Origin of the sequence: Mycobacterium sp. P7213 (assembly GCF_900604305.1) — a bacterium.
Lineage (GTDB): Bacteria > Actinomycetota > Actinomycetes > Mycobacteriales > Mycobacteriaceae > Mycobacterium.
The window spans coordinates 1-23,462 of sequence record NZ_UWOA01000036.1 but is presented as its reverse complement, the minus strand read 5'-3'; the positions used below and the strand labels follow the sequence as shown (position 1 = coordinate 23,462).

The window sequence follows — 23,462 nt, the reverse complement described above, 5'->3', positions numbered from 1 at the left end:
CTCGTCACACCAGCGTGCCGTCGTCGACGCGATCTGGGGAATCCCGGCACAGCGGAAGGGGCCAGCGGTGACCACCTACACCCAGACGCTGGCCGGCGCCACCTACCAGTTCAACGGGCTGATCGACCTGCTGGCCAAGGCCTCCCCACGCCGATCCGGTGACGAGCTGGCCGGCTGTGCCGCCGTCAGCGACGCCGAACGAGCCGCGGCGCAATGGGCATTGGCCGAGGTCGAGCTGGACACCTTTCTGCGCGATCTTGTCGTGCCCTACGAGACCGACGAGGTCACCCGGCTGATCGTCGATCGCCACGACCGTGCGAGCTATTCCGCGGTGTCGCATCTGACCGTCGGCGGCCTGCGGGACTGGCTGCTGGAGGTGGCCGCGACGCCGACCGCGGCCGATACCCTGCGCCGGGTCGCGCCCGGGCTGACCCCCGAGGTGGTGGCCGCGGTCAGCAAGCTGATGCGCAACCAGGACCTGATCGCGGTGGCGAGATCGGTAACGGTCACCAGCGCGTTTCGCACCACGCTGGGCTTGCCGGGCCGCCTGGCGACCCGGCTGCAGCCCAACCATCCGACCGACGACCCTCGCGGCGTCGCCGCGGCCACGCTTGACGGGTTGCTGCACGGCTGCGGCGACGCGGTGATCGGCATCAACCCGGCCACCGACTCACCGCAGGCCACCGCCGATCTGCTGTATCTGCTCGACGATATCCGGCTGCGCTACCAGATCCCGACGCAGTCCTGCGTGCTCTCGCACGTGACCACGACCATCGAGCTGATGGAGCGCGGTGTCCCGGTCGACCTGGTGTTCCAGTCGATCGCCGGTACCGAGCGGGCAAACCGCAGCTTCGGTGTGAGCCTCGACCTGCTGCGGACCGCCCATGAGGCCGGGCGTGCACTGCGGCGCGGGACCGTCGGGGACAACGTCATGTACTTCGAGACCGGCCAGGGCTCGGCGCTGAGCGCGCACGCCCACCTGGGCAGCGGACGCCGGCCGGTCGATCAGCAGACCCTCGAAGCCCGGGCCTACGCGGTGGCCCGCGAATTCTCGCCGCTGCTGGTCAACACAGTGGTCGGGTTCATCGGACCCGAATACCTTTACGACGGCAAGCAGATTGTCCGGGCCGGGCTGGAGGACCACTTCTGCGGCAAGCTGCTGGGCCTGCCGATGGGTGTCGACGTCTGCTACACCAATCACGCCGAGGCCGACCAGGACGACGTGGACACCCTGCTCACGCTGCTCGGCGTCGCCGGCTGCAACTTCGTGATCACGGTCCCCGGCGCCGACGACGTGATGCTGGGCTACCAGAGCATGTCCTTTCACGACGCGCTCTATGCGCGCCGCGCGCTCGGGTTGCGGCCGGCCCCCGAGTTCGAGGCGTGGCTGCAGCGCCTCGGTATCGCTGACGAATCCGGTCGGGTGCTCCCGCACGCGCTGGAGAGCTCACCGCTGCGCTCGCTGGCGGCACCGGCATGAGCGCACTGCATTCGAAACCGCCGGGTTATCGCGGCGGTCCCAGCTTCGGCTCTCCTTCGTCGAGCCTCGCTAAACCGCCGGGTCATCGCGGCGGTCCCAGCTTCGGCTCTCCTTCGTCGAGCCTCGCTAAACCGCCGGAATCGCAAGATATCTGGCAGAGCCTGCGCCGCCACACCCAGGCGCGGATCGGGCTCGGCCGCTCCGGTGACGCGCAGCCGACCCGCAGCGTGCTGGAGTTCCGGGCGGCGCACGCCGTGGCCCGCGACGCAGTGCGTCAACCGTTCGACGTCGAGCACCTGGCACGGCAGGTGGCCGCGGTGGGACTCGGTGAAGCCGTGGCGGTGACCAGCCGAGCGAGCAGCCGTGAGGAATACCTGCGGCGCCCCGACCTGGGGCGCCTACCGAGCGATCTGAGTGAAATTCCTTGTAGTGCAGCGCAGGTGGGCTTCGTGCTGTGCGACGGGCTGTCTCCGGCGGCGCTGACCGAGCACGGTGTTCCGCTGTTGCGCGCGCTGACCGATGTGGTGGGCGCGCACCGCACCGTCGCCGCACCGGTGATCGCCACCGGAGCCCGGGTGGCGCTCGGCGACCATATCGGCGCGGCGATGGGCGTGCATACCGTGGTGGTGCTCATCGGTGAGCGGCCGGGATTGTCGGTGGCCAGCAGCCTCGGGCTGTATCTGACGCACCTGCCGAGGCCGGGACGCACCGACGCCGAACGCAACTGCGTGTCCAACGTGCACCCGCCTGACGGTCTCGGCTACTTCGAGGCCGCGCGCGTCATCGATGCCCTGATCACCGGCGCACGGCAACTGGGCCGATCGGGCGTCGACTTGAAGGCGCCGTCGGTGGATGCGCTGCACGGGCCGGGACCGCGTCCATGCGGCGGTCCCAGCTTCGCCTCTCCTTCGTCGAGCCTCGCTGAACCGCCGTAGCGAACCACGCTCGATCCGCGCGTGGTGTCTTAAGATCGACCGCCATAGACATCAACACGCGAAAGCTGCGCCACTTCTTGGTGGCTGCTGAAGAACTGCACTTCAGTAGGGCCGCGGCGCGGGTTTTTCTGGCGCAGCAGGCACTGAGCCGCCAGATCAAGGACCTCGAAGAAGAACTCGGCGTCAAGTTGTTCGAACGCAGCACGCGCAACGTGACGCTGACCCCCGCCGGCGAAGTATTCCTGGAGGGCGCGCGCGGCGTCTTGGCCGCCTTGGACAGCGCCGCCGCCGCAGCGGAACAAGCCGCCCGCGGGGTGGTCGGCACGCTGCGGCTGGGGTACGTACCGGGTGCCGCCCTGGAACTGACCGCACCGATCATCGCCGAGTTCCGGGAACGTCACCCCGACGTCACCATCGAGATGCGGGAATTCCAGGTCAGCGATCCGTCGGCCGGGCTCGCGTCGCGGGCCACCGACGTGGCGTTTCTGCGGCTGCCCCAGAGCACCCCGAACATCAACACCGAGATCCTGGCGGTCGATCCCGTCGTCGCCATGGTGTCGGCCTCGCACCGCCACGCCGGACGCACATCGGTGTCGGTGCGCGACCTTCTCGACGACCCGATCACCCAGTCGTCCAGCGTCGACGAAGTCCACCACGCGTTCTGGAGCCTGGCCTCGGCGCGCACCGATGCGGCCAAGGTCGATGTGGTGCGCGCCGATTCGGTCACGGAGGAAGCGCAGGTGGTCGCCGCCGGGGCGGCCATCGCAGTCACCAGCGCAGCGGCCGCGCATTTCCTGCCGGTGACCGGGGTCCGGTTCCTGCCGATCGAGGACTGGCCCGGATCGGCGATCGCGGTGGGCTGGATCGAACACGAACCGTCCCAGCTCGTCTCCCGCTTCGTCGACGTCGCCCGCTTGGTGCGAGATCGCGAGCCGGGCATCGTGCACGGCATCGAACACCGGCTGCTGGCGGCTTCACCGTAAAATCGAGAGCGGCCGTAGCTGTTCCGAAGTAGGAGGTGAGCATCCATGGGCGTGGCCGATGACCGCCGCTTCGAGGTACTGCGTGCCATCGTCGCCGACTTCGTCGCCACGAAGGAGCCGATCGGCTCCAAAGCGCTGGTCGAACGGCACAACCTAGGGGTCTCTCCGGCCACCGTGCGCAACGACATGGCGGTGCTGGAGGCCGAGGGCTACATCGCCCAGCCGCACACCAGTTCCGGGCGGGTGCCTACCGAGAAGGGCTATCGGGAGTTCGTCGACCGAATCGACGACGTCAAGCCGCTGTCGTCCGCGGAGCGCCGGGCGATCCTGTCGTTCCTGGACTCCGGGGTCGACCTCGACGACGTGCTGCGCCGCGCGGTGCGCACGCTGGCGCAGCTGACCCGCCAGGTGGCGGTCGTGCAATACCCGACGCTGTCGGTGTCCACGGTGCGCCACCTCGAGGTGATCGCGCTGACCCCGGCGCGGCTGTTGCTGGTGGTCATCACCGACTCCGGCCGGGTCGATCAGCGCATCGTCGAGTTGGGTGAGCCCATCGACGACCACCAGCTCAGCCAGCTGCGTGAGATCCTCGGCGCCGCACTGGAGGGCAAGCGGATCTCGGCGGCCTCCACCGCCGTCGCCGAACTCGCCGGACATCTGGACGGGCGCAGCGGGCTGTCGCCAGGCCTGGCCAACGCGGTGGGGCGCTCGGCGACCGTGCTGCTGGAATCGTTGGTCGAGCACCGTGAGGAACGTCTGCTGCTCGGCGGTACCGCCAACCTGACCCGCAATGCCGCGGACTTCGGCAGCTCGTTGCGGTCGGTGCTAGAAGTGCTCGAAGAGCAGGTTGTGGTGCTGCGGCTGCTCGCCGTGCAGCAGGAAGCCGGTAAAGTCACGGTGCGCATCGGTCACGAGACCGAGGCGCAGGAGATGGCCGGCGCCTCGGTGGTGTCCACTGCCTACGGGTCGCAGGGCACCGTGTACGGGGGCATGGGGGTGCTCGGTCCCACCCGGATGGACTATCCGGGAACGATCGCCAGTGTTGCAGCGGTTGCTATGTACATCGGTGAAGTGCTCGGGGCTCGCTAATCTCCGGTCGGCAGAAGTTGGGAAGGGTCAGGCGTGGCACGCGACTATTACGGCTTGTTGGGCGTCGATAAGGACGCCACCGACACCGAGCTCAAGCGCGCCTATCGCAAGTTGGCGCGCACCTACCACCCCGACGTCAACCCTGACGAGGCGGCGCAGGCCAAGTTCAAAGAGATCAGCGCCGCCTACGAGGTGCTGTCTGACCCGGAGAAACGTCGCATCGTCGACCTCGGCGGCGACCCGCTGGAAAGCGGCGGGGGCGGCAATGGCTTCGGCGGATTCGGAGGCGGATCCACCGGTTTCGGGGGCCTCGGGGACGTGTTCGAGGCGTTCTTCGGCGGCGGTGCGGCCTCCCGCGGGCCGATCGGACGGGTCCGGCCGGGGTCGGACTCGCTGTTACGCATGCGCCTGGACCTCACCGAGTGCGCCACCGGTGTGACCAAGCGCGTCACCGTAGACACCGCGGTGCTGTGCGATCGCTGCCAGGGCCGCGGCACCAACGGGGACTCGCGACCCATGGCGTGTGACACCTGCCACGGCCGCGGCGAGGTGCAGAGCATGCAGCGCTCGCTGCTGGGCCAGGTCATGACGTCGCGGCCGTGCCCGGTTTGCCGCGGAGTCGGCGAGGTGATCCCGGACCCCTGTCACCAGTGCGGCGGCGACGGGAGGGTGCGCTCGCGCCGGGAGATCAGCGTCAAGATCCCGGCCGGAGTCGGCGACGGCATGCGCGTTCGGCTGGCCGCCCAAGGTGAGGTCGGCCCGGGCGGGGGACCGGCCGGTGACCTCTACGTCGAGGTGCACGAACAGCAACATGACATCTTCGCCCGCGACGGGGATGACCTGCACTGCCACATCTCGGTGCCGATGGTCGACGCGGCTTTGGGCACCACCGTGTCCGTGGATGCCATCCTCGACGGCGCCACCGACATCACCATCCCGGCCGGCACGCAACCCGGGGCGACCATCGTGCTGCGCGGCCAGGGCATGCCGCAGGTGCGCACCGGGGCGCGCGGTGACCTGCACGCCCACATCGAGGTGGTGGTCCCCGAGCGACTGGACAGCCAGGACACCGAGCTGCTGCGCAAGTTCAAACAGCACCGCGAGCGCGAGACCGCCGAGGTCCGCTCGGCGCACCCGCCGAACAGCGGCGGGCTGTTCAATCGACTGCGCGAAACCTTCACCGGGCGCTGAGCCCGCGGTGGCAGGCCTGTTCTACGTCGATGCGCTGCCTGAGGTGGGTGCGCTCGCGGTACTCGGCGGCGACACCGGGTTTCATGCCGCAACGGTGCGCCGGATCCGGCCCGGTGAGCAGCTGACTCTCGGTGACGGTGCCGGGGTGGTGGCGCAATGCCAGGTCGAGGAGGTCGACCGCGGCGGGTTGCGGGCCCGGGTGCTGCAGCGCTGCCAGCTCGAGCCGCCCAGTCCGCCGGTCACCGTGGTGCAGGCGCTGCCCAAGTCCGAACGATCCGAGCTGGCGATCGAGCTGGCCACCGAGGCCGGCGCCGACGCCTTCATTGCGTGGCAGGCTGACCGGTGCGTGGCCCGCTGGGACGGTGCCCGCGCCGATAAGGGCGTGCGGCGCTGGCGGGCGGTCGCCCAGGCGGCCGCCGGGCAATCCCGCCGGGCCCACATTCCGCCCGTTCACGGGGTGCTGACCGGCGCCGAGCTGGTGTCGTGGGTCGGTGAACAGGTGGCGGCCGCCGCGACCGTGCTGGTACTGCACGACGCGGCCCGCGTCGCAGTGGCCGACGCGGTGGGGCCCACCGCGTCGGCACTGGCCGTGGTGGTCGGCCCTGAAGGCGGCATCACCGAGGCGGAGCTGGCGGCGTTGACCGGCGCCGGTGCCGTTGCCGTCCGGCTGGGCCCCACCGTGTTGCGCACCTCGACCGCGGCGGCCGTTGCGCTGGGCGCGCTCGGGGTGCTCACGCCCCGCTGGGAGAGTGCCTAGCCCGGCGGATTCGCCCGCCCGGCAGCACCCCGTCGTGAACGAACCGCTCATCGGTGACGGTAGGCGGTAGACTCAAGCGTCCGACTCGTCGCCGTACCCACGGCACAAACCCCCAGGAAGCAGGCATCGGAAACCCCGTGACGCCCCGCGATACCCCCGCTGCCGGGCCGGCCTCGCAGGTTCGCAGCAGCGTCGATATTCCACCCGACCTGGTCGTGGGCCTGCTGGGTTCTGCAGATGAGAACCTGCGCGCCATTGAACGCCTGCTGAGTGCCGACCTGCATGTGCGCGGCAACGCCGTCACCATCTCCGGAGCGCCGGCCGATGTCGCCCTTGCTGAGCGGGTGCTCTCCGAGCTGGTGGCGATCGTGGCGGGCGGGCAATCGCTGACGCCCGAAACGGTACGGCACAGCGTCGGGATGCTGGTGGGCACCGGCAATGAGTCGCCCGCCGAAGTCCTCAGCCTCGACATCCTGTCGCGGCGTGGCAAGACCATCCGGCCCAAAACGCTCAACCAGAAGCGCTACGTCGACGCCATCGACGCCCACACCATCGTGTTCGGCATCGGCCCGGCCGGTACCGGCAAGACGTATTTGGCGATGGCCAAGGCGGTCAAAGCACTGCAGACCAAGCAGGTCACCCGCATCATCCTGACCCGTCCGGCGGTGGAAGCCGGTGAGCGGCTGGGGTTTTTGCCCGGCACGCTGAGCGAGAAGATCGACCCGTATCTGCGCCCGCTGTATGACGCGTTGCACGACATGATGGACCCGGAGCTGATTCCCAAGCTGATGAGTTCCGGTGTCATCGAGGTGGCGCCCCTGGCTTATATGCGCGGCCGGACGCTCAATGACGCGTTCATCATTCTCGATGAGGCGCAGAACACCACCGCCGAACAGATGAAGATGTTCCTCACCCGGCTGGGCTTCGGCGCCAAGATCGTGGTCACCGGTGACGTCACCCAGATCGACCTGCCCGGCGGGGCGCGGTCGGGGCTGCGGGCCGCCGTGGACATCCTCGACGACATCGACGACATCTGCGTCGCCGAGCTCACCAGCGTCGACGTCGTCCGGCACCGGCTGGTGTCGGAGATCGTCGACGCCTACTCACGCCACGAATCCGAGCAGGACCGGCCGGGGCTGGCCATGAACCGGGCGTCACGGCGCGCCTCGCAAGGCAGGTCACGCCGATGAGCATCGAGGTCTCCAACGAGTCCGGCCTCGACGTCTCCGAAGTCGAGCTGATCAGCGTCGCCAAGTTCGTGCTGGCCAAGATGGACGTCAATCCCGGTGCCGAGCTGTCGATGGTGCTGCTGGACACCGCCGCGATGGCCGACCTGCACATGCGCTGGATGGACCTGCCCGGGCCCACCGACGTCATGAGTTTCCCGATGGACGAATTGGAGCCCGGCGGCCGGCCGGATGCTCCTGACCCCGGTCCGTCGATGCTCGGCGACATCGCACTGTGCCCGGAGTTCGCCGCCGAACAGGCTGCGGCGGCGGGCCATTCGCTGGGCCAGGAACTGGCGCTGCTGACGGTGCACGGCGTGCTGCACCTGCTCGGTTACGACCACGCCGAGCCGGACGAAGAAAAAGAGATGTTCGCGTTGCAGCGCCGCCTGCTCGAGGAATGGGTCGCCGATCAGGTGGAGACCTACCGGGCCGAGACCCAGAGCGAGAAGGACCGCCGGCTGCTGGACAAGACCAGGTACTTCGACGAATCGTGACCGAAACACCGCTGCTACTCGGCGTGATTGCGCTGATCGGTCTGGGCGGGTTGTTCGCCGCGATCGACGCCGCGGTCAGCACCGTCTCGCCGGCGCGGGTCGAGGAGCTGGTGCGGGCGAAACGACCCGGTGCGGGGTGGCTGGTCAAGCTGATGGCTGAGCGTCCGCGCTACATCAACCTGGTGGTGTTGTTGCGCATCACCTGCGAGGTCACCGCGACTGCGCTGCTGGTGTATCTGCTCAGCGCCGTGCTCGGCTTGGACTGGGGCCTGTTCGCCGCCGCGGCGGCCATGGTGGTGGTCAGCTTCGTGGTGATCGGGGTGGGGCCGCGGACCCTGGGCCGGCAGAACGCCTATTCGATCGCGCTGGCCGCAGCGCTTCCGCTGCAAGTCCTGTCGGTGCTGCTCGCCCCGATCAGCCGCGTGCTGGTGGTGTTGGGGAACGCGCTGACGCCGGGGCGCGGCTTCCGCAACGGGCCGTTCGCCTCCGAAATCGAGCTGCGTGAAGTGGTCGACATGGCGCAGCAGCGTGGGGTGGTGGCTGCCGACGAACGCCGGATGATCCAGTCGGTCTTCGAACTCGCCGACACCCCGGCCCGCGAGGTGATGGTGCCGCGCACCGAGATGGTGTGGATCGAACGTGACAAGTCAGCAGGCCAAGCGACGTCGCTCGCGGTGCGCAGTGGGCATTCCCGCATCCCGGTGATCGGTGAGAACGTCGACGACATCCTCGGTGTGGTCTACCTGAAAGACCTTGTCCAACAGACCTATTACTCGACCAACGGGGGGCGCGACACCACGGTGGCGCAGGTGATGCGGCCGGCGGTCTTCATGCCCGACTCCAAAGCACTCAACGCGCTGCTGGAAGACATGCAGCGCAGCCGGTATCACATGGCCCTGCTGGTCGACGAATACGGCGCGATCGCCGGACTGGTCACCATCGAGGACGTCCTGGAGGAGATCGTCGGCGAGATCGCCGACGAGTACGACCAAGGCGAAGTCGCTCCGGTAGAGGAGCTGGACGGCAACAGATTTCGGGTCTCGGCGCGGCTGCCGATCGAAGACGTCGGTGAGCTGTACGGGGTGGAGTTCGACCCCGGTCTCGACGTCGACACGGTCGGTGGGCTGCTCGCGCTGGAGCTGGGCCGCGTTCCGCTGCCCGGCGCCGAGGTAACCTCACACGGCCTGCGTCTGCGGGCCGAGGGCAGCCGCGACAGTCGCGGGCGAGTGCGGATCAGCACGGTTTTGGTCAGCCCGGTCGAGCCCGCCGCTGAGGAGGCCGTAGTTGAGCAGTGACGCACCAGCCGGGCGTGCATCGAACGTGCACGCACCACGACAACTCACCCGAAATCTCGCGCTGAGAACACGTTCGGCGAAAGGCGACTCGTGACTGGATCAGATTCCGGGTTCCATTCCGGCTTCGTATGTTTCGTCGGCCGGCCCAACACCGGCAAGTCGACGCTCACCAACGCCCTGGTGGGCGCGAAGGTGGCGATCACCTCGAACCGTCCCCAAACCACCCGGCACACCATCCGCGGCATCGTGCACCGCGACGACTTCCAGATCATCCTGGTGGACACGCCCGGCCTGCACCGGCCCCGGACGCTGCTGGGCAAGCGGCTCAACGAGTTGGTCAAAGACACCTATTCCGAGGTCGACGTGATCGGCCTGTGCATCCCCGCCGACGAGGCCATCGGGCCGGGAGACCGCTGGATCATCGAGCAGATCCGGGTCGTCGCACCCAGAACCAAGCTGGTTGTGGTGGTCACCAAGATCGACAAGACCACTCGCGACAAGGTCGCCGCACAACTTGTCGCGGTCGGCGAACTGGCGCCGGAAGCTGAGATCGTTCCGGTGTCGGCGGTCAGCGGTGAACAGGTCGACGTGCTGATCGATGTGCTGGCCGCCGCCCTGCCCGTCGGACCGGCCTTCTACCCGGACGGTGAACTGACCGACGAGCCCGAAGAGACCCTGATGGCCGAGTTCATCCGGGAAGCCGCCCTGGAGGGTGTGCGCGACGAACTACCGCATTCGCTGGCAGTGGTGATCGAAGAGGTGCGCCAGCGCGAAGACCGCGAGGATCTGATCGAGGTGTATGCGCTGCTGTACGTAGAGCGCGACAGCCAGAAGGGAATCGTGATCGGCCGCGGCGGCGCCCGGCTTCGCGAGGTGGGTACGGCGGCGCGCACTCAGATCGAAAAACTGTTGGGTACCAAGGTGTTTCTCGACCTACGGGTCAAGGTGGCCAAGAACTGGCAGCGTGACCCCAAGCAGCTGGGGCGGCTGGGCTTCTAGAGCCGGGCCGGCTTGCGGCGTATCGCGCCCGAATCGGGGTGGCCACCGCCCGCAGCCGGGGAATCGGCATTGGTAGATTCCTTGGATGCCCGTACGCAAGTCGTTGCTCATCTCCTCGGTTGGCCTCATCGTGTGTGCGCAAGCACTGGCCGGCTGCGGGGGCAGCCAGAAGCCGGTCGACACCACCAAGCTGTTCAACGTCCAGTCGACGTTCGGCTCGGACTTCAAGACCCAGACCAAGGGCCCTAACGACATCGACCCGAAGATCCTCGGGCCGCAGAAGATGCCCCCCGGCGTGACGTTCGATCCCGCCGACTGCGCCGATTACGCGGCCAACACCGGCCGGCCGCCGAAGGGCATCCGGGGCAAGATGTCGATGGTCTCGATCCTGGGCAACGGTAACCAGTTGGTGGCCATTGCCATGCAGTCCGACCAGGACCTGCCTTACGACGACACGGACGCCGAGAAGTGCAGGCACGTCTCGTTCAATGCCGGCAAGCTCACCGGCTACCTCGACGAGGTGGACGCGCCGCAAATCGACCACGCGAAGACGACCGGTTCGCACTCGGAGATCGAGCTCACCGGCAAGGACGGCCAGCAACAGTCCCGCGAGTCCTACACGTTCACCGCCTACCTGGGCAGCGCGCTGGTGCAGGTCACCGCGAACCCGCAGCCGGTCAAGGGTCAGCCGCCGGCGATGGTCGACGCCGACCGGGCCCGCCAGTTGCTGGTCGACGCGGTGTCGGCACTGCGCGACTGACCCATGGCGACGAAGCAGTCGGTCGGCAACGCCCGGGTGCTGATCACCGGCGGAGCCCGTGGGATCGGGGCGGCCACCGCCAAACTGCTCGCCGCCCGCGGTGCCCGGGTGTGGATCGGTGACGTCGACGAGGACACCTGCCTGCAGACCGCCGCTGAACTCGGCGTCCGCGGCGGCCGGCTCGACGTGACCAGTACGGCGTCCTGGCAGGAACTGCTTGCGCGCATCGAGGCGTCTGACGGCCCACTGGACATCCTGATCAACAACGCCGGGGTCATGCCGCTCGGAGCCTTCGACGCCGAGACCGAGCAGGTCCGGGACCTGACCCTGGACGTCAATGTCCGCGGTGTGCTCAACGGCATGAAGGCGGTGCTGCCCGGCATGGTCCGGCGCGGTCGCGGCCACGTCGTCAACGTGGCCTCGATGGCCGGCATGGTTCCGGTGCCGGGCATGGTCACCTACAACGCGAGCAAATTCGCGGTCCTGGGGGCGTCGCTGTCGGCACGGCGCGAGTACGCCGGCACCGGTGTCGCGGTCTCGGCGGTGCTGCCCTCGGCGGTGCGGACCGAACTCACCTCTGGCGCCCCGCTGGGCGGCGGCATGCCCACAGTCGATCCCGGGGACGTAGCTGCGGCGATCGTCGCGGTACTGCGATCCCGTGCCGCTCGCCGGTCGGTGCCCCGCTGGGTGGCTCCCGCGTGGTCGATGACCGCGTTTGTGCCCGAGCGGCTGCAGAGCTTGGCCCGGCGGCTGGTCGATGATCGGCGTGCGTTGACGTCCATCGACACCGCAGCCCGCAGCGCCTACCTCGAGCGGGTGGACCGGCAGGCCCGCGCGCATCAGGTGAGTCAGCCTCATGACCGAGCGTGAGCCCCGCGTCGTCATCATCGGGGCGGGCGTCGCGGGTATCACCACCGCCCACGTGCTGCGTGAGCAGGGCTTCACCGATATCACCGTGCTGGAGAAGGGCTCCGACGTCGGCGGGGTCTGGTACTGGAACCACTACCCGGGTCTGCGGTGCGACGTGCCGTCGCAGATCTACCAGTTCGGGTTCGCGCCGAAGCCCGATTGGCAACATGCTTGGGCCACCGGCGCCGCGATCCAGCGCTACCACCGCGACGTCGTCGACGAGCTCGGGCTGGCGGAGCTGATCCGGCTCGACACCGAGGTGACCGACGCCCGATGGGATGAGCAGCGGCACTGGACTATCACCACCGCCGCCGGTGAGGAGTTGGTCGCCGACTTCCTGATCTGTGCGACCGGCGTGCTGCATCACCCGTTCGTTCCCGAGATCCCCGGGCTGGCCGACTTCGCCGGCCCGGTGGTGCACACCGCCCGTTGGGACGACGAGCTCGACACCGACGGAAAGCGAATCGCGGTGATCGGCACCGGTTCCACCGGCGTGCAGGTGGTCTCCGCCCTGCAGCCCGATGCCGCAGCGATCGACCACTATGTGCGTTCGGCGCAATGGATCCTGTGGGCGCCCACGTCGCTTCGGCAACTGCCCGGCGTCGCCGCGGTACTGGCACGCTTTCCGAAGTTGCACCGCACGCTCTACCGGTTGATGGCGTTCGGCGGGTCGCGAGTGCTGACCGACGTCACCACCCGTCCCACCTGGCGGCGCCGGGCGGTGCAGGCCTACGCTCGGGCCTGCCTGCGAATCCAGGTGCGCGACAAAACGTTACGGGCCAAACTCGAACCGGACTATGAGCCGTTGTGCAAACGCCAGGTGGTGTCGGGAAGCTATTACCGGGCCATCCGTGCCCACAACGCCGACCTGATCACCGACGGCATCGCCGAAATCACTCCGCAGGGTATTCGCACCACCGACGGCACCCACCGCGACACCGATGTCATCGTGCTGGCAACCGGCTTCCATGCCCACAACTACATGCGCCCCATGCGGTTGCACGGGCGGGACGGGGTCAGCATCGACGACGCCTGGGCGAAGGGTCCGCGCGCCTACCAGATGACCGCGATTCCCGGTTTCCCGAACCTGTTCACGGTGTTGGGCCCCAATTCGCCCACCGGGTCGATCTCCCTGCAGTACACCTCGGAGCTGACCGCGCGTTACATCGCGCAGTGGCTGGCGAGGTTCCGGGCCGGCGAGCTGTCCACCGTGGAAGTCACCGATCAGGCCACGACGCGGTTCAACGACGACGTCGCGATCGCGATGGGCCCGACGGTGTGGAACACCGGCTGTAACTCCTGGTACCTCACCGAGGGCGGCGCGGTGGATCTGTGGCCGTTCGACCGCGCGAGGATGAAGACCATGCTGGGCAGCCCCGATCCGGCGGACTTCCACCTCGGCTGACCCGGCCATCTCGGCTGGTACGGCCGTCAGTCCTCGCCGCGTGCCACCGGCCGGGAGGGTTCCGCACTCCACTGCGACCATGATCCCGGGAACATGGCCGCAGAGCGGCCGCCGGCGGCCAGTGCCGCGACGATCACGGTGGCACTGATCCCAGAACCGCAGTAGGCGCCCACCGCGTCGTCGGAGCCGACACCCCGGTCGGCCAGCAACCGGGCGATCGCGTCGTCGGGCAGGAAGGTTCCGTCGCCGTCCAACAGGGCGGTGAACGGCAGGTTCTTGGCTCCCGGGATGTGACCGGCGGCCGCATCGATCGGCTCCACCTCGGCGCGGAACCGTTCGGGGGCGCGGGCGTCGAGCAATGCCACCGCGCCGGTGCGGGCGCCCTCGCCGGCCTGGTCGGCAGTCAGCGTGGGCCGCAGGCCTTCATAGAGATCCTCGGGCAGCAGGGTGACGTTGCCCGGTTCGGGGGAGACCTCTCCGGTCTGCAACTCGCCGCCGGCCCGAGTCCACGCCGGTAGGCCACCGTCGAGAATACGAACGTTCGCCACTCCGGAGGTGGTCAGCAGCCACCACAACCGCGCGGAAGCGGCCCGATTCCAGTCGTCGTAGACCACTACCGGCCGATCACGCCGCACGCCCCATCGCCGGGCGGCGGCTTCCAGATTGCGGCCGGTCGGCAGGGGGTGACGGCCCCGACCGGGCACGGTGTGGTCGGACAACTCGTCTTCGAGCGAGACATACACCGCACCCGGCAGGTGGCCGTGAAGATACGCCTGACGCCCGTCCGGTGCCTCCAGGCTCCAGCGGACGTCGAGAATGGTTACCGGATCACCGGTCCGCAGGAGCTCGCTGAGCTCCGCGGCGGTGATCAGGACCTTTCCGCGCGGGTCCACCGCGGGGGTCCCGCTCAGTAGTTGTTGCAGGAGTTGGCGACCGAAGTGATGGTGCCGACGTACTGCTGAGCCTCCGGCATGCCCTGGACCATGGTGGCCAGTTGCTGGCGCTTGGCCGGCGGAGCGTTCAGGAACATCTGCAGCATGCCCTGCGCGTTCGGGTTGGCGTCGAACTCGGCGGCTGCGGAGGGGTTCTCTGCGACCAGCGCCTGATGAACCTGCGAGTAGTTGCAGGTGGTGTTGATGATCGGGCCGAGGTCGGGGCTCGCAGCTGCGAACCCGGCTCCGGCTGAGAGCGACAGAGCCAGACTGCCCGCTGCGACTGCGAACCTGGTCAACGACAGAGAGGCCATTTTGCGGACGCCTTTCACCAATGCACTTTTACGGGAACTGAAGACCTAGTCAAGACTGGCTAAGCTTAGCCGACCACCGCGCAACTCGCTGAAGTCGCAGCTAGCGGCGATCTGGGGTGCTTACGAGCCGTGGCCGGGCTCGGTGCGCCACCACGGTGTGGGTTGCCGGGCAGCCCAGCCGTTGATGCCCTCCAGCTCAGCGGCCAGCGAGACCAACAGGCCATCGCTGTTGGCCGGCCCCATCAACTGCACTCCTATCGGCAAGCCCTCGGAGGTGAACCCGGCAGGCACGCTGATCGACGGCCACCCCAGCAGGTTCCACGGCCAGGTGACGGGGCAGGCCGCGATCATGGTGCGGTCGGTCTCCCAGCTGCCCAGGTCGTCGAATGTGTTCACCAGTGGTGGCGGCTGGGCAGTGGTGGGCGCCAGGACCACGTCGACGATCCGGAAGATCGAGCCCACCCGACGCTGATCCTGCGCCTCGTGGGCGCGGGCCTTGCGCAACACGGCCTGCGACAGCAGCCGGCCGGTGCGCATGTTGGCCAAGGTCCGCTGGTCCAGGTTGACACCGCCGCCGAGCCTGTTGGCGGCGGCCCACACCCCGGCGGTGGACCGGGACAGGAAATTCCACGACAGCCGCAGCCCGTAATCGGGGTTGCCCGGGAGGACGACGTGCCCGAGCAGCCGCAGCTGCTCGGCGGTGCGTTCCAGCGCGGCCCGGATCTCCGGATCCAGGCGAGCCGGGAACCCGGTGTAGGGGAACTGAGTCGACAGCGCGATACGCAGTTGACCCGGTGCGGTCCGCACATAGTCGGAGACCTTCATCGGCGGCGGTTTGTGCAGGTCCCCGTCGGCGTTGCCGGAGACCGCGTCCAGCACCAGCGCGGCGTCCTCGACGGTGCGGGCCAGTACTCCGTTGACGGTGAGTCCGTTGAACGCCTCCGGCAGCGGCCAGGTGGAGATGCGGCCACGCTGGGGCTTGATGCCGACCAGGTGCGTCCATGCGGCGGGGATACGCACGCTGCCGGCTCCATCGGATCCGATGGCAGCGGCGACCAGACCCGCGGCCACCGCCGCGGCGCTGCCTCCGGACGACCCGCCGGGAGTGTGCCGACGGGACCAGGGATTGCGGGTGTGGCCGAACCCGGGGCCACTGGTGAACGGCCACTGTCCCAGTTCGCAGGTGTTGGTCTTGCCGACGATCACCGCGCCGGCGGCCCGCAGCCGGCGCACCACCTCGGCGTCGTGGCCGGCGGGCTCGACATAGCCGGAGGCGCCGAACGAGGTGGCGACCCCCGCGATGTCGGTGTCGTCTTTGACCGCGATCGGGATGCCCAGCAGCGGGGCGCGGTGCCCGGCGGCCCGACGCCGGTCGGCTTCCGCGGCGCTGACCAGCGCAGACTCGGTGAACACCACCCGGAAGGCGTTCAGGGTGGACTGGCTGGCGTCGATGGCGTGTAGCGCGCGACGCACCAGGTCGACGGAGGTCGCCTCGCCGCTGGCCAGCTGGTAGAGCTGCTCGGTGAGGGTGGGGAAGCGGGTGCCGGACGCCGCGGGCGGGTGGGTCATCGGTGATGAGAGTATCGGCGTGCCGTACGGGTGGGTGTCGTCGAAACACCCCCTCGCGATGCGAAACTGGTCCGATGCGGCTGTACCGGGACCGGGCGGTGGTGCTGCGCCAGCACAAGCTCGGCGAAGCCGACCGGATCGTCACTTTGCTCACCCGCGACCACGGGCTGGTCCGCGCGGTGGCCAAGGGGGTGCGTCGTACCCGCAGCAAGTTCGGTGCCAGGCTGGAGCCGTTCGCCCACATCGACGTTCAGCTGCACCCCGGCCGCAATCTCGACATCGTCACCCAGGTGGTGTCGGTGGATGCCTTCGCCTCCGGCATCGTCAGCGACTACGGCCGCTACACCTGCGCCTGCGTGATTTTGGAGACCGCGGAACGTCTGGCCGGTGCCGAGCGAGCCCCGGCGACGGCGTTGCACCGGCTCACCGTTGGGGCGCTGCGCGCGGTGGCCGACGGTCGGCGCCCTCGCGAGCTGGTGCTGGACGCCTATCTGTTGCGTGCCATGTCGGTGGCCGGGTGGGCGCCGGCACTGACCGAGTGCGCCCGTTGCGCCACCCCCGGTCCGCATCGGGCATTTCATGTCGCGGCCGGCGGCAGCGTCTGCGGGCATTGCCGTCCGGCTGGGTCGACCACCCCGCCGATGGGTGTGCTGGATCTGATGGCGGCATTGCATGACGGCGACTGGGAGGTCGCGGAGCTTTCCACGGCGTCGCATCGTAGCCATGCCAGCGGATTGGTGGCCGCCCATCTGCAGTGGCACCTGGAGCGACGGCTTCGGACCCTGCCGCTGGTGGAGCGGGTTCAACCCCGGGCCACCGGCAGCGACGGCTGATCGACCGGCACCTACCTGGGGATTGCGTCCGTTTCGGTGGACTATGCGGGCGTCGGCGGTAGGCTGATGCGACTTCACGATCCCTAGGTTCAATCAGGAAGGCAGGCCGAATGTTTCACGACACCGGGTGGGGGCGCTGGGCGCACAGGACGACACCGGGCTACGGAGCCGGTATCGGTGCGGCGGCCGGAGCGCTACTCGTCGTGGGAATGATCCCGGCGGTGACTTCCTGTGCGCGGGCCGCCGAACCCGCTCCGGTCTCCGGGATTACGGCGCCGTTGCCGGCGAACGGCCCCGGTGCCGATGGTGCTGACGGTGCTGACGGTGCCAACGGAGCTGACGGTGCGCCCGGAGCCGACGGTGCCCCAGGTGCCGGTGGCCCGGGCTGCCCGGGCTGCCCGGGCTGGCCGGGCTGGCCCGGTGTTCCACCGGGTCCGGCCGCGCCGCCGGCTCCGCCGGCACCACCCAGGCCGGGTTGGCCGCCTGCACCACCGGGCGGCGTGCTTCGATGTGAGCCGCGTCGCACCGGCACAACCAGCCCCCGCTAAAGTCTGATCCGATCCGGCGGGGGGCAATTCGACAAGGAGCCACAAAGAAGTGACCGATAATCCACGCGCAGACGTCGTCTCCCGGCAGTACGAGCGGTGGACCTACCCGCCGCCCATCAACGACCTGCAGGCATGGTCGGCCGGAAACTGGGAGTGGTTCGACCCGAGCCACGCGCACCGGGTGCTGTGGCCCGATCGTGAATACCGCCCTGACCTCGACATCCTGATCGCGGGTTGCGGCACCAACCAGGCGGCGGTCTTCGCCTACAACAACCCGCAGGCGCGGGTGGTGGCCGTCGACATCAGTGCGTCGTCATTGGGGCACCAGCAGTACCTCAAGGACAAGCACGGGCTGTGGAACCTGGAGCTGCACCAGCTGCCGATCGAGGAGCTGTCCACGCTCGACCGTGACTTCGACCTGGCGATCTCGACGGGCGTGCTGCACCACATGGCCGACCCGAAGGTAGGCATGAAGGCGATCGCGGACCGCCTGCGGCCCGACGGCGTCGCCGGCATCATGCTCTACGCGCGCTACGGCCGCATCGGCATCGAAATCCTGGAGACGGTCTTCCAGGACCTCGGGCTGGAACAGAACGACGAGTCGATTCAGACCGTCCGCCAGGCCATCCGCCTGCTGTCGCAGGACCACCCGGTCCAGCCGTACCTCAAGATCGCCGGCGACCTGGCCTCGGACTCGGGTCTGGTGGACACGTTCCTGCACGGTCGGGCCAAGAGCTACGACGTCGACGGTTGCATCGACCTGGCCAAGTCGGCCGGCCTGGACTTCCAGGGCTGGCTGCTCAAGGCGCCGTACTACGCCCACGACGTGGCGGTGCCGTCGGCCGGCTTCTACGACAAGGTCAACGCCTTGCCGGAGGAGAAGATCTGGTCGGTGATGGAGCGCATCCACACCCTCAACGCTCGGCACTTCTTCATCGCCACGCGGCCCGAGCGGCCCAAGAGCAGCTACCAGATCGACTTCTCGACGCCCGAGAGCCTCGACTACGTGCCGCTGTTCCGTTGGAAGTGTGGCTTGAACGGCAACGAGATCTTCCGCTCGGGCTGGCGCATGCCGCTGAACCCGGCGCAGCTGCCGTTCGTTCAGAGCATCGACGGTCGTCGCAGCATTCGTCAGATCGCCGCGGACCTGGCGCAGGCCGCCGGCCCGGCGCGCGGCAGTGCGGCGGACCTGGAGAAGTTCGGTCGCAAGTTGTTCCAGTCGCTGTGGCGCCTCGACTTCGTCGCGATCGATCTGAGTGCCGGTTCCCGATCGTCGGCATAGTCGGTAAGCCGCCGCGGCGACCGCATGGTCGCCGCGGGCGGCTCCGGCCCGGTCGGGCAGGATAGGGCGCATGGTGTTGCATCGGGCCAATCGGAAGCCTGCCTTCCCCCAACTGCCCGCGGCACCCGACGACTATCCGGTATTCCCGGACAAGTCCACCTGGCCGGTGGTGTTCCCGCAGCTGCCGTCGCCGCCGGTCGGGGGGCCGTGTCGCCCCCCACAGCACACCTCCAAGGCTGTTGCCCCGCAGATCCCCGCCGAGGCGCTGCCCAACCACGTTGCCGTGGTCATGGACGGCAACGGCCGCTGGGCGACCCAGCGCGGGTTGGGTCGCACCGAGGGGCACAAGATGGGCGAGGCGGTGCTCATCGACATCACCTGCGGTGCGATCGAACTCGGTATCAAATGGCTGACCGTGTACGCGTTCTCCACCGAGAACTGGAAGCGCTCCGCTGAAGAGGTGCGCTTCCTGATGGGCTTCAACCGCGAGGTGGTGCGCCGGCGCCGGGAGAATCTCAACGCGATGGGCGTGCGGATGCGCTGGGTAGGTTCGCGGCCGAAGATGTGGCGCAGCGTGATCAAGGAATTCGAGATCGCCGAAGCCATGACCGTCGGCAACGACGTCATCACCATCAACTACTGCGTCAACTACGGGGGCCGCACCGAGATCGCCGAAGCTGCCCGGGCCATCGCCGAAGAGGCGGTGGCGGGCAAGCTGAACCCGAGCCGGATCAACGAGGCCACCATCGCGCGGCATCTGCACCGGCCCGACATGCCCGATGTGGACCTGCTGATCCGCACCTCGGGGGAGCAGCGGTCATCCAACTTCATGTTGTGGCAGGCCGCCTACGCCGAATACATCTTCCAAGAGAAGCTGTGGCCGGACTACGACCGCCGCGACCTGTGGGAGGCCTGCGAGCAGTACGCTTCTCGGCAGCGCCGGTTCGGCACGGCCTGATGACGGACCTGGCCGATCGCCTCACCGCGGTGCTCGCCGAGGTGGTGACCGTTGACGCCGAGCCGGACGGCGCGCTGACCGTCCGCCATGACGGCACACTGGCGTCGTTGCGGGTGGTGCCGATCGCCGAAGACCTTGAGCTGGTGTCGCTCACCCAGATCCTGGGGTGGGATCTGCCGCTGACCAAGCAGCTGCGTGAGCGCGCCGCCGAGCAGGCGGCCCTCAGTCAGCTCGGGACCGTGACCCTGGTCGAGAAGGCCGCCGAGTCCGCAGATGTGATGCTGCGCTACAACTTTCCCGGATCGGGCTTGACCGACGACGCGCTTCGCACACTGGTGCTGTTGGTGCTGACCAAGGGCGTCGATATCCGGGACGCGCTGATCGGCTGACGAACTCAGTTCCGGCAGTCGGCGCAGGTGCCGAAGATCTCGATGGTGTGCCCGACGTCGGAGTAGTCGTGCTCGGCGGCGATGCGGGCCGCCCACTCCTCGACCTCGCGGTCGCCCACCTCGACGGTGGCCCCGCAGTCCCGACACACCAGGTGGTGGTGGTGATGCTCCGAGCAGCGCCGGTAGACCGCTTCGCCGGTGTCGGATCGCAGCGTGTCGACCTGTCCGGCGGTGGCCATGGCCTGCAACGTGCGATAGACGGTGGTCAGGCCGATGTTCTCGCCGCGCTCACGCAGCGCGTCGTGCAGTTCCTGGGCCGACCGGAAGTCCTCGACGGTCTCCAGCAACGCCGAGATCGCCGCTCGCTGCCGGGTGGAGCGCACACCGGGGGCGGTCAACGGTCCTCACCGGCATGGGCTACGGCGTCGATGGCGATGTGCGCCAAGTGATGATCGGCCAGCCGGTAGAGCACTTCGCGGCCGGAGCGTTCCCCGGCGACCACCCCGGCGGCCTTGAGGATCTTCAGATGCTGACTGACCAGGGGCTGGGGGACTCCGAGCGCGTCGACGAGTTCATGCACGCAGCGATGCGACTCCTGCAGTTGCAGCACGATCGCGATGCGCACCGGAGCGGCCAGCGCACGCAGCAATTCCCCAGCGGCGTCGAGGATCTCCCGAGGTGGTGTCGCGGGGAAGGCAGGACCGGTGTGTTGGTGGCCGTCGGCCACCAGGCCAGACGCTGAGGAGGGCACAGCACCACCTCCGCACGTGTTGGAAATCGTTTTCAGCTGGCTTCCACTGTTCCATGCGTGATGATGCATGTCAAAGAACTTGGGCGGTATCGATACGATGACTGATGTTTTGCGTGTCGGCGTTGCCGGCGCGGTCCCGTCAAGACAGGAGTGCACCCCCTCGTGGCGTCCATCATCGACACCGTTGCCAACCTGGCCAAGCGACGTGGCCTGGTCTTCCAGTCGGGCGAAATCTACGGCGGCACAAAGTCGGCGTGGGACTACGGCCCACTCGGGGTGGAACTCAAGGAGAACATCAAGCGACAGTGGTGGCGCTCCGTCGTGACCTCCCGCGACGACGTCGTCGGCTTGGACAGTGCGATCATCCTGCCGCGGCAGGTGTGGGTGGCCTCCGGTCACGTCGCGGTGTTCAACGACCCCCTGGTGGAATGCCTCAACTGCCACAAGCGGCACCGGCAGGACCACATGCAGGAAGCGGTGGCGCTGAAGAAGGGCGGCAACCCTGATGACGTGCCGATGAGCGAGGTCGCCTGCCCGGACTGCGGTACCAAGGGCGAGTGGACCGAGCCCCGCGACTTCAACATGATGCTCAAGACCTACCTGGGCCCCATCGAATCCGAAGAGGGCCTGCACTACCTGCGGCCCGAAACGGCGCAGGGCATCTTCGTCAACTTCGCCAACGTGGTGACCACGGCACGCCGCAAGCCGCCGTTCGGCATCGGCCAGATCGGCAAGAGCTTCCGCAACGAGATCACCCCGGGCAACTTCATCTTCCGGACCCGCGAGTTCGAGCAGATGGAGATGGAATTCTTCGTCGAGCCGTCCACGGCCAAGGAATGGCACCAGTACTGGATCGACACGCGCCTGCAGTGGTACGTCGACCTGGGTATCAAGCGTGAGAACCTGCGCCTCTACGAACACCCGCTCGAGAAGCTGTCGCACTACTCCGCCGGCACCACCGACATCGAGTACAAATTCGGCTTCACCGGCAACCCGTGGGGTGAGCTGGAAGGCATCGCCAACCGCACCAACTTCGACCTGACCACGCATTCGGAGCATTCCGGGGTGGACTTGTCGTTCTATGACCAGGCATCCGACACCCGCTACGTGCCTTACGTGATCGAACCGGCAGCCGGCCTGACCCGCTCGCTGATGGCCTTCCTGGTGGACTCCTACCACGAGGACGAGGCCCCCAATGCCAAGGGCGGGGTGGACAAGCGCACCGTGCTGCGTCTTGACCCGCGACTGGCCCCGGTCAAGGCCGCCGTGTTGCCGCTGAGCCGCAACGCCGACCTGTCGCCGAAGGCCCGCGACCTGGCCGCTGAGTTGCGCAAGTCCTGGAATGTGGAGTTCGACGACGCCGGGGCCGTCGGCCGGCGCTACCGCCGCCAGGACGAGATCGGTACCCCGTTCTGCATCACCGTCGACTTCGACTCGCTCGAAGACCACGCTGTCACTGTGCGGGAGCGCGACACGATGTCTCAGGAGCGGGTGGCCATCGATGCGGTCTCCGATTACCTGGCCGTGCGCCTCAAGGGTTGCTGAACGCGTTCAGTCCCCGGCGGGTTCGGGGGCTGGCGGCCAGGCGGGCTTGAGCCAGTCGGTGCGAGCCCGCCAGGACTGCGCGGCCGCGTAGGCGAAAGCCAGGCTGGCCGCGCCCGCGCAGATCCAGGTGGGCAGTGTGAAGGTACTTCCGATCAGAACGCTGATCAGCTGGTAGGACATCGCCGCAACCTTCAAGGCGATCCAGGCCAGGTACTGGTCGGCGGAGGATTTGGAACGTGGATCGTCGCGCAGTGTCAGCAACACCCGGCCGGTGAGCCCGAACAGGTAGAGCGCGAAGACGCAGATCAGTGTCCAGTAGACCGTGAACCATGGGCCACGGGTCGCAAAGACATCCTGATACTGCGGTTGTCCACGGTCGGCTATGAAATACACGATGATCGTCAACGGCAGAACGAATTTCAGCGGCGCTTTGATGTAGCGACGCTCCCACAGCCTGGCACGATCCTGATCGGTCAGTCGCGTCGTCAGATGCCCGAACATGGTGGCCACCGCGGCGAACATGCACAGCGCAGCAACCAGGCCGGCGACGTTCCAAACCCCGAGCACGCGGTATATGAGTGGGTCGAGCAGCCCCCACCCGACGGGGGACATGAGAAGACCCGCGCCACCGATGAAGATCAGGATGCGCGAAGGATTGGTGTCCCAGCGTGATCCCCAGGTGTGGCGGCGGACCCACAGCGCATACCCGGATGCCGCCAGGGCCGCCGCCACGGCGACGTTGATGAGATCGAACATGGGTGTACCGGAACTCTAGAACCGGCCGCCGCCGCCCAAGAAGCCCCCGCCCGAAGACG

The 23,462-nt window shown here is 68.2% G+C and carries 24 protein-coding genes; 18 read left to right on the top strand and 6 right to left on the bottom strand.

What is annotated here, in order from left to right; genetic code table 11:
* Window positions 1-67: 67 nt before the first annotated feature.
* From EJK91_RS14700 to EJK91_RS14640, 13 genes are all read left to right on the top strand, one after another.
* Window positions 68-1,480 carry an ethanolamine ammonia-lyase subunit EutB gene (locus tag EJK91_RS14700; protein WP_125079290.1) on the top strand — a complete coding sequence of 471 codons (1,413 nt, stop codon included), beginning with the start codon at window positions 68-70 and terminating at the stop codon, window positions 1,478-1,480.
* Window positions 1,477-2,415 (top strand): ethanolamine ammonia-lyase subunit EutC, encoded by a 939-nt coding sequence (gene eutC / locus EJK91_RS14695; RefSeq protein WP_125079289.1) that lies wholly within the window; start codon window positions 1,477-1,479, stop codon window positions 2,413-2,415. The genes EJK91_RS14700 and eutC overlap by 4 nt, the downstream gene beginning before the upstream one ends.
* Window positions 2,416-2,459: 44 nt before the next feature.
* On the top strand, window positions 2,460-3,398 hold the full coding sequence (locus tag EJK91_RS14690; protein ID WP_346773469.1) for a LysR family transcriptional regulator: 939 nt from the start codon (window positions 2,460-2,462) through the stop codon (window positions 3,396-3,398).
* Window positions 3,399-3,443: 45 nt separating this feature from the next.
* Window positions 3,444-4,487, top strand: coding sequence for a heat-inducible transcriptional repressor HrcA (gene hrcA / locus EJK91_RS14685; RefSeq protein ID WP_024440686.1), 1,044 nt, complete (start codon window positions 3,444-3,446; stop codon window positions 4,485-4,487).
* A gap of 33 nt (window positions 4,488-4,520) precedes the next feature.
* Window positions 4,521-5,678, top strand: coding sequence for a molecular chaperone DnaJ (dnaJ, locus tag EJK91_RS14680; protein ID WP_046300187.1), 1,158 nt, complete (start codon window positions 4,521-4,523; stop codon window positions 5,676-5,678).
* A 7-nt stretch (window positions 5,679-5,685) separates the two neighbouring features.
* On the top strand, window positions 5,686-6,435 hold the full coding sequence (locus tag EJK91_RS14675; RefSeq protein WP_046300186.1) for a 16S rRNA (uracil(1498)-N(3))-methyltransferase: 750 nt from the start codon (window positions 5,686-5,688) through the stop codon (window positions 6,433-6,435).
* Between the two features lie 137 nt (window positions 6,436-6,572).
* Complete coding sequence (locus tag EJK91_RS14670; RefSeq protein WP_125079288.1) at window positions 6,573-7,625, top strand: PhoH family protein; 1,053 nt, start codon at window positions 6,573-6,575, stop codon at window positions 7,623-7,625.
* Window positions 7,622-8,158 carry an rRNA maturation RNase YbeY gene (gene ybeY / locus EJK91_RS14665; protein ID WP_024440682.1) on the top strand — a complete coding sequence of 179 codons (537 nt, stop codon included), beginning with the start codon at window positions 7,622-7,624 and terminating at the stop codon, window positions 8,156-8,158. The genes EJK91_RS14670 and ybeY overlap by 4 nt, the downstream gene beginning before the upstream one ends.
* Window positions 8,155-9,453: a hemolysin family protein gene (locus EJK91_RS14660; RefSeq protein ID WP_024440681.1), complete on the top strand. Its 1,299-nt coding sequence runs from the start codon at window positions 8,155-8,157 to the stop codon at window positions 9,451-9,453. The genes ybeY and EJK91_RS14660 overlap by 4 nt, the downstream gene beginning before the upstream one ends.
* 90 nt (window positions 9,454-9,543) lie before the next feature.
* A complete protein-coding gene (gene era, locus EJK91_RS14655) occupies window positions 9,544-10,452 on the top strand; it encodes a GTPase Era (RefSeq protein WP_024440680.1) in 909 nt (302 codons plus the stop codon).
* An 85-nt stretch (window positions 10,453-10,537) separates the two neighbouring features.
* Window positions 10,538-11,212 carry a DUF5642 family protein gene (locus EJK91_RS14650; RefSeq protein ID WP_024440679.1) on the top strand — a complete coding sequence of 225 codons (675 nt, stop codon included), beginning with the start codon at window positions 10,538-10,540 and terminating at the stop codon, window positions 11,210-11,212.
* A gap of 3 nt (window positions 11,213-11,215) precedes the next feature.
* Entirely contained in the window at window positions 11,216-12,082 is an 867-nt protein-coding gene (locus EJK91_RS14645; protein WP_024440678.1) for an SDR family oxidoreductase, read from the top strand.
* Window positions 12,069-13,526: a flavin-containing monooxygenase gene (locus tag EJK91_RS14640; protein ID WP_125079287.1), complete on the top strand. Its 1,458-nt coding sequence runs from the start codon at window positions 12,069-12,071 to the stop codon at window positions 13,524-13,526. Before EJK91_RS14645 ends, EJK91_RS14640 begins: the two co-directional genes overlap by 14 nt.
* A 26-nt stretch (window positions 13,527-13,552) precedes the next feature.
* Here the strand turns inward: EJK91_RS14640 and EJK91_RS14635 are convergent, their stop codons facing one another.
* The 3 genes from EJK91_RS14635 to EJK91_RS14625 all read right to left on the bottom strand — a co-directional run bounded on the left by EJK91_RS14635 (window position 13,553) and on the right by EJK91_RS14625 (window position 16,341).
* Entirely contained in the window at window positions 13,553-14,419 is an 867-nt protein-coding gene (locus EJK91_RS14635) for a sulfurtransferase (RefSeq protein ID WP_125079286.1), read from the bottom strand.
* Window positions 14,420-14,433: 14 nt separating this feature from the next.
* A complete protein-coding gene (locus EJK91_RS14630) occupies window positions 14,434-14,772 on the bottom strand; it encodes a hemophore-related protein (protein WP_024440675.1) in 339 nt (112 codons plus the stop codon).
* A gap of 120 nt (window positions 14,773-14,892) precedes the next feature.
* On the bottom strand, window positions 14,893-16,341 hold the full coding sequence (locus EJK91_RS14625; protein WP_125079285.1) for an amidase: 1,449 nt from the start codon (window positions 16,339-16,341) through the stop codon (window positions 14,893-14,895).
* Between the two features lie 74 nt (window positions 16,342-16,415).
* On the opposite strand from EJK91_RS14625, the gene recO reads away from it, so the two are divergent.
* The 4 genes from recO (at window position 16,416) to EJK91_RS14600 (ending at window position 20,351) form a co-directional block, all read left to right on the top strand.
* Window positions 16,416-17,174 carry a DNA repair protein RecO gene (gene recO, locus EJK91_RS14620; protein ID WP_125079284.1) on the top strand — a complete coding sequence of 253 codons (759 nt, stop codon included), beginning with the start codon at window positions 16,416-16,418 and terminating at the stop codon, window positions 17,172-17,174.
* A gap of 597 nt (window positions 17,175-17,771) precedes the next feature.
* Window positions 17,772-19,004, top strand: coding sequence for a class I SAM-dependent methyltransferase (locus tag EJK91_RS14610; protein ID WP_024440671.1), 1,233 nt, complete (start codon window positions 17,772-17,774; stop codon window positions 19,002-19,004).
* 70 nt (window positions 19,005-19,074) lie between these two features.
* A complete protein-coding gene (locus tag EJK91_RS14605; protein WP_125079282.1) occupies window positions 19,075-19,962 on the top strand; it encodes a decaprenyl diphosphate synthase in 888 nt (295 codons plus the stop codon).
* On the top strand, window positions 19,962-20,351 hold the full coding sequence (locus EJK91_RS14600; RefSeq protein WP_125079281.1) for a hypothetical protein: 390 nt from the start codon (window positions 19,962-19,964) through the stop codon (window positions 20,349-20,351). The genes EJK91_RS14605 and EJK91_RS14600 overlap by 1 nt, the downstream gene beginning before the upstream one ends.
* 5 nt (window positions 20,352-20,356) lie before the next feature.
* On the opposite strand, the gene EJK91_RS14595 is transcribed toward EJK91_RS14600, so the two are convergent.
* Window positions 20,357-20,749 (bottom strand): Fur family transcriptional regulator, encoded by a 393-nt coding sequence (locus tag EJK91_RS14595; protein ID WP_024440668.1) that lies wholly within the window; start codon window positions 20,747-20,749, stop codon window positions 20,357-20,359.
* On the bottom strand, window positions 20,746-21,102 hold the full coding sequence (locus tag EJK91_RS14590) for an ArsR/SmtB family transcription factor (RefSeq protein WP_046300149.1): 357 nt from the start codon (window positions 21,100-21,102) through the stop codon (window positions 20,746-20,748). The genes EJK91_RS14595 and EJK91_RS14590 overlap by 4 nt, the downstream gene beginning before the upstream one ends.
* Window positions 21,103-21,252: 150 nt before the next feature.
* On the opposite strand from EJK91_RS14590, the gene EJK91_RS14585 reads away from it, so the two are divergent.
* Complete coding sequence (locus tag EJK91_RS14585) at window positions 21,253-22,647, top strand: glycine--tRNA ligase (protein ID WP_206430426.1); 1,395 nt, start codon at window positions 21,253-21,255, stop codon at window positions 22,645-22,647.
* Between the two features lie 6 nt (window positions 22,648-22,653).
* Here the strand turns inward: EJK91_RS14585 and EJK91_RS14580 are convergent, their stop codons facing one another.
* On the bottom strand, window positions 22,654-23,403 hold the full coding sequence (locus tag EJK91_RS14580) for a hypothetical protein (protein WP_046300151.1): 750 nt from the start codon (window positions 23,401-23,403) through the stop codon (window positions 22,654-22,656).
* Window positions 23,404-23,462 lie beyond the last annotated feature (59 nt).